General features: G+C 38.8%; 7 protein-coding genes. All 7 read left to right on the forward strand.

What is annotated here, in order from left to right; genetic code table 11:
* The first annotated feature begins 200 nt into the window (after window positions 1–200).
* Window positions 201–629: a DapH/DapD/GlmU-related protein gene (locus tag ACTNEN_RS11965; RefSeq protein WP_441206748.1), complete on the forward strand. Its 429-nt coding sequence runs from the start codon at window positions 201–203 to the stop codon at window positions 627–629.
* Window positions 630–746: 117 nt separating this feature from the next.
* Window positions 747–1,337: a glycosyltransferase family A protein gene (locus ACTNEN_RS11970; protein ID WP_441206749.1), complete on the forward strand. Its 591-nt coding sequence runs from the start codon at window positions 747–749 to the stop codon at window positions 1,335–1,337.
* Between the two features lie 10 nt (window positions 1,338–1,347).
* The gene (locus ACTNEN_RS11975; protein WP_441206750.1) at window positions 1,348–1,797 is read left to right on the forward strand and encodes a hypothetical protein; all 450 of its coding nucleotides are present in this window, start codon (window positions 1,348–1,350) and stop codon (window positions 1,795–1,797) included.
* Window positions 1,798–1,807: 10 nt separating this feature from the next.
* Entirely contained in the window at window positions 1,808–3,223 is a 1,416-nt protein-coding gene (locus ACTNEN_RS11980) for a lipopolysaccharide biosynthesis protein (RefSeq protein ID WP_441206751.1), read from the forward strand.
* A 2-nt stretch (window positions 3,224–3,225) separates the two neighbouring features.
* Window positions 3,226–4,338, forward strand: a complete 1,113-nt coding sequence (locus ACTNEN_RS11985) for a polysaccharide pyruvyl transferase family protein (RefSeq protein WP_441206752.1) — start codon at window positions 3,226–3,228, stop codon at window positions 4,336–4,338.
* A gap of 5 nt (window positions 4,339–4,343) precedes the next feature.
* Window positions 4,344–5,336 (forward strand): glycosyltransferase family 2 protein, encoded by a 993-nt coding sequence (locus tag ACTNEN_RS11990; RefSeq protein WP_441206753.1) that lies wholly within the window; start codon window positions 4,344–4,346, stop codon window positions 5,334–5,336.
* Window positions 5,337–5,342: 6 nt separating this feature from the next.
* A complete protein-coding gene (locus ACTNEN_RS11995; RefSeq protein WP_441206754.1) occupies window positions 5,343–6,170 on the forward strand; it encodes an SDR family NAD(P)-dependent oxidoreductase in 828 nt (275 codons plus the stop codon).
* The last annotated feature ends 159 nt before the right edge of the window (window positions 6,171–6,329 follow it).

Below are 6,329 nucleotides of genomic sequence, written 5' to 3' on the forward strand. Positions count from 1 at the left end.
AAGAAAGATTGGTGTGGGTATTGGCAATAGGACTACGATATTTGATCCACGTTCTACAATCATCGATGAATCTCGTCCTTGGCTTATTAAAATAGGGGATGATGTTCAAATTACGGCAGGAGTGACAATACTTACACATGGTTATGACTGGTCCGTTTTAAAGGGCGTTTATGGTGAGGTTCTCGGTTCGTCGGGGGGGGGTGGAGATCGGAAACAACGTCTTCATTGGAATGCACAGTACCATTTTAAAAGGTGTGCACATCGGACAGAATGTTATTATAGGTGCCAATTCATTAGTCAATAAAGATATTCCAGATAACTGTGTAGCTGCTGGTAATCCGTGTAGAAAGATCATGGATCTATCAGAATATCATCAGAAGCGAAAGAAAGCACAACTTAAAGAGGCAACAGAACTGGTACAATTATATAGGGAGAGAAAAGGAAAGGAACCTGATGAGAGAGCATTACATGAATTTTTTTGGCTCTTTTCCGATGATCCGGACAATCTTCCAGAGCTGTGGAAACATATGAATTCTCTAATAGGTAATGAAGCTTTAACAAATGAGGTTATGAAAAAACATCAAAAGAGTTTTACTGATATGGATGATTTCTTAAAAAGCATTAAATGAGGCCAGATTGTTCATCAATACAAAAAGAAAAGCTATTGGCTTACATATCCAGAATCAATGAACAAAACACGATGCTTGTGAAAAGAAGTTGCTGAAATATAGATAGGAATGCGAATCATGTCTCTAAAGAAAACTGCTAAAACTATATATCGCTTAACAGCACCATTTCATGTATCTCGCTCACATATGACAATGGCGATAGCTCGGCAGATTTTATCGGACTACACACCAGATCCTTTCACAACTTGTCTTACAAACAACCCCTTAAATCTTCGATATGATCTGCAGATAATTGTTCCTGCTTATAATGCGGAGCGGTTTGTAGCTGAAGCCTTGGAATCTGTGCTCACACAGAAAACTAAATATTCCTACATCATTTCAGTAGTGAATGATGGATCTACAGATAAGACACCAGAGATTCTTAGATCATATGAGATGAAGTATCCTGATCGGATGGAAGTGATCAATCAGGAAAACCGAGGATTTTCTGGCGCAAGAAATGCTGCGTTGAAGGTGTTGAAGGGTAGATATATCACTTTTCTTGATTCCGATGATGTTATGGCAGGAAGTGCAATCGAGGCACTACTAGATAAAGCAGACGGTAAAGATATTATCCAAGGTGGGTGGTATACATTCGAACAATCTGGGGGGGGGTACGCCGCAGGAAGTTCATCAACTCTCGGGTTATCCTTGGGGAAAGCTTTTTAAGGCTGAAGTTATGGAGCATTTTCAGTTCCCGGAAGGATATTGGTTCGAGGATACTCCAATTTCTTTCATGCTGTATGGAGCAGGATACAGTTCGAAGATCATTCCAGATGTGGTTTATGGCTATCGGTTAAACCCGGATGGCATCACAGCAAAAAGTGGAGAATCAAAGCGAAGCGTGGAGAGCTATTACATCACGGAATTATGCCTTAGAGAATTCCCACAGTTTGGAGTGAAGTATGACAAACGGGCATATGAATATTTCCTTCGTCAGTGTCAGATGAACTGGTCAAGGACCAGGAAGCGGCCGAAAGAGATAAGAGAGGCAATTTTTGTGCTGGAATGTGGACTAAGGGAAAAGTATTTCAAGGATCAGCATAGTAAAGTGAACATAGATATAGAGTTGGCGCTTCGGAAGAAGCAATTTCACAAATTTGAAGTGCTGGCAAGGACGAGACGATAAGTAAAGACAGATGGAAAGACAAGGTAAATACAAATATTTAGTAAAAAACATAGGACTATTGACGTTGAGCAGTTTTGCAACGAAGCTGCTGAGCTTCTTTTTGGTACCTTTATATACGAGTATTCTTACAACAGCCGATTATGGTACCTATGATCTCTTTAATACAACAGTCGGGGTGCTGATCCCAATTCTGACGCTCAATGTGCAGGATGGTGTTATGCGCTTTGCGATGGATAAGAATTACGATCGTAGAGCTATTGTGACGGTAGGATTTCGCTATATTCTTATTGGAACTACAATAACGGCTGTTGGCTTGGGCATTAATGGTGTTTTTGGCTTCAGTAGTTTAGCTAAGACATATTGGATCTTTTTTTTACTGATGTTCATTTCTCAGGCACTGGGTGGCATGATTCCATATTATATCCGTGGAATTGACCGGATTGCAGATCTTTCTGTATCTAGCGTTATAGCATCTGCTGTTACTATTGCCTGTAATATTTTATTTTTAGTTGGCTTTAAATGGGGGCTTGTTGGTTACTTCTTAGCAAATATCATTGGTCCAATGATCCAAAGTTTATATCTTGTGGTTCGGGCTCATATGTTTACGGATACTCATCTGCTCCGTTCATATAAAAAAGAGTCAACAGAAATGCTGACATACTCCCGACCACTGATTGCTAACAGCATTGCTTGGTGGGTAAACAATGCATCCGATAGATATGTAGTCGTATTTTTCTGTGGAGTAGCTGCCAATGGAATCTATTCTTTGGCTTCTAAAATTCCATCTATTTTAAATATATTCCAGACGATTTTTAGCCAGGCTTGGACTCTTTCTGCCGTCAAAGACTTTGATCCAGAGGACAAAGGAGGATTCTTTGCTAATACGTATAGGGCATACAATTGCTTGATGACGGTTATGTGTTCAGCAATTATTGTAGGAGATAAAATATTAGCACATTTTCTTTATGCTAATGACTTCTATGTTGCTTGGAGATATGTACCATGGCTTACAATCGCTATTGTATTTGGAGCACTTTCTGGATACATCGGAGGATTCTTTACAGCTGTTAAGGATTCCAAAATTTTTGCTCATTCTACTATCGTGGGTGCTGTCACTAACATTATCCTGAATTTGATCTTTACTCCAATCATGGGGCCGCTGGGAGCTGCCATAGCCACTACGATTTGCTATGTTGAAGTATGGGCTTTTCGTTTGTATCATTCAAAGAAATATATTAAACTTAAAATTAATTTGGTCAGAGATATCTTTTCATATCTTATCTTGGCTGCACAGTCTGTAGTACTTCTGATTGCTACAACTGATGTGCTTTTATATGGCCTTTTAATTGCTGGATTTTTAGCAATATTAGTTTCATATATTTCTGATATTAAGTTGCTGCTTAGAAAGATATTGAAAAGAGAATGACGATGAAAATTGGAGTTATCACATGGTTTCACTATGAGAATTATGGCACTATTTTGCAGGCAGCGGCATTGCAGGAATATTTGAAATCTATAGATACTGAGCCTGCATTGATAGAGATTCCATTTTATCAGATAGATAGCCGTCAGATAAAAGTGAACTTTTCTGAGCGTGTTAAGAGCCATATTTCCAATAAAATTGTTAGTAAGAGGTTTGGAAAATATTTTGCCGCTAAGTCAAAAAAATTCCATGATGCTATTTATGCCAAATATAATGTGATGCCGATTGAAGATACATTTTCAAAAACATGCAATATGTTTGATTTACTAATCTGCGGAAGTGATCAGATTTGGAGCCCGTACTGGTATAATGATTTCTATTTTGCTAATTTCCCGGACATTACAGCACCAAAGATTTCTTATGCTCCCAGTATTGGTGTGAAAGAAATTCCACCGTATTTACAAGGGACTTATTACAGTACGTTAAAGCACTTCAATAAGCTGTCTGTGAGAGAAGAGAGTGCGAGAAAAGAAATTGAACGCATTACAAGCCTTTCCTGTCAGACAGTCTTGGATCCTGTGTTTTTACTAGATAGAAATCAGTGGTTGGAGGTTATAGAAAACGTACAGGATTTGAAGTCGGATTATATCTTTTGCTATATGCTGGACGATAATGAGAATCACTGGAAGGCAATTCATGAATTCGCATCTAAGCATAATATGAAGCTTGTCATTATTCCGATGAAGAGCGGTTCTTATCTTGAAAAGGGAGAGCACTGTTATGATGCGGGTCCTTATGAATTTTTGAACCTGATAGCAAATGCTAGATATGTATTAACCGACTCATTTCATGCAAGTGCTTTTTCTATTATTTTGCAGAAACAGTTTTATGTGTTTGAACGAACAGCAAAAACAGATGCACATTCGCAGAATTCGAGAATATATAATTTACTGGAAATCAGTGGCTTGAATGACAGAATACAGGAATTTAACAATAAGAGAATTCAAGAGACTGAGGATATTGATTACCAGAAAGTAAACCTCAGAATGGGCCCTTTCATTCAGAAGTCTAAAAAATATCTGAAAGATGCAATTAAAGATGTTTCAGTAAGGAAGTAGTATTTATGGATAAAGTTTCAATTATTGTAGCTATCTACAATTCAGAAAAATTTCTTAGAAAAAATATAGAATCTATCATCAATCAAACTTATAAAAATCTTGAGATCATTCTTGTGGATGATGGTTCACCAGATGGATGCCCAGCAATTTGTGATGAGTATGCTGCAAAAGATGACCGCATTGTAGTTATTCACAAGAAGAATGGTGGTACTTGCGAAGCAAGAAACTATGGACTTGCCCGTATGACCGGAGAGTATGTCTCTATAATAGACGGAGATGATTGGCTTGAGCCAGATTATGTAGAATACTTGATGAATCTAATTAAAAAGACAGATTCAGATATGGCTATCACAGATCATATTTTCACTACCAGAGATAGAGAACAGGTAAAGAATGATAGTATTGAAACCTGGACAAATGAGGATACAGCTACGGCAATTATTTATCCTCGATTTGCTATTGGACCTTGGAACAAGATGTATAAGGTCAGTATGCTGAAAGAGCATAATCTTACATTTTCAGTACCATGGTCTGGCGAGGGCTTGTATTTTTCTTGCATGGCAGCACAATATTCGAATCATGTTGGAGTAGGCCATAAGAAAATCTATAATTATCGGTTAAACAATGCTGGAAGTGGACTTACCCATTACCGTGTAATTATGGGTACAAACGCCCTTGCTAATATAAAGAATATTGGAAAGGTATCAGTCATTCGCACCCCTAAGTTCATGCATGCCGTTCAATGGCATATCTGGAAAAACTACAATTATGTATTATTCTTGATAATTGCAACAAACTCTCAGCAAGAAAATAAAGAGCTCTATGATGATTGCTTAAAAAACATACGAAAGAGAATGCCGCGAGTATTAATTGATTCCAGCTATTTTGGCCTTAAAGGGAAAATGCGTATGCTGATGCAAGGACTGATGCCTGTTGCATACGCAAAAAGGGAACTTCAAAAGCAAAGAGATGCCCTTGCCAAGGATACAATGGAGTGATGAATTATGGGTATAAAGGGCGCAGTTTTATCTATTATAAGAGCAACAAGAGAAAAGAAGATCATTCCAGTTGAGAAGCCGGTATCAGAGCAGAAGATGCTTGAGGGAAAAGTAGCCCTGATTTCTGGTGGCAGCGGAGGCATTGGAATATCTATTGCAAAAGAATTACATGCGTGTGGATGCAAGGTTATTCTGGGCGGAACGAATGCCGCGAAGCTTGAAAAATGTAAAGAGAAATTTTCTGACGGAGGGGTTGAGTCCGTTATCTTCAACCTATCAAACACAGATTCTATTGTTCCTACTATCAAAGAAGCGGAAGGTAAGTTTGGTGCTATTGATATCTTCGTCAACTCTGCTGGTGTTCATAGTGAGAATGCTAATTTTTGGACGATGACACCTGCAGAATATGACCGTATTATGGATATCAATCTGAAAGGTGTATATTTCGCTTGTGTTGAAATGGCAAAATACTGGAAGAGGAATCATAGGAAAGGCCATATTCTCCTGATTTCTTCTTCCAGAGGGTCAGAACCTGCTTGGTCACCATATGGTATTTCAAAATGGGGAATCAATGGTATGACAAAGGGCTTGGCGGAAATTCTGACGCCGGAAGGAATCATTGTAAATGCCATCGCTCCCGGGTCAACTGCCACACCGCTGCTTGGAATTCATGAGGGAGACAGCATTTATTCAGAGGATAATAAACTCGGAAGAATGATTGTTCCGGATGAGATTGCCACATACGCGAAATTACTTGTTAGCGATGCAGGTGATATGCTTGCAGGCGAGACGATTCACATCTCTGGCGGCAGAGGAGTGTGGGACATTAGGTGATTCAATATTCCGGGCTCAGGGTACCGCCTTTCGCTTCATTCTGTCCGGAATACTGATACGGTAGATATCTCTCCTCACAAGTACTCTCGGATCGGACCTGCCCCGCAATTATTAATGTATTGAGGTGAATTTGATTTATTGTTTAAAAAGTATATTTCC

This window comes from Oribacterium sp. HCP28S3_H8 (assembly GCF_052064775.1).
Lineage (GTDB): Bacteria > Bacillota > Clostridia > Lachnospirales > Lachnospiraceae > Oribacterium.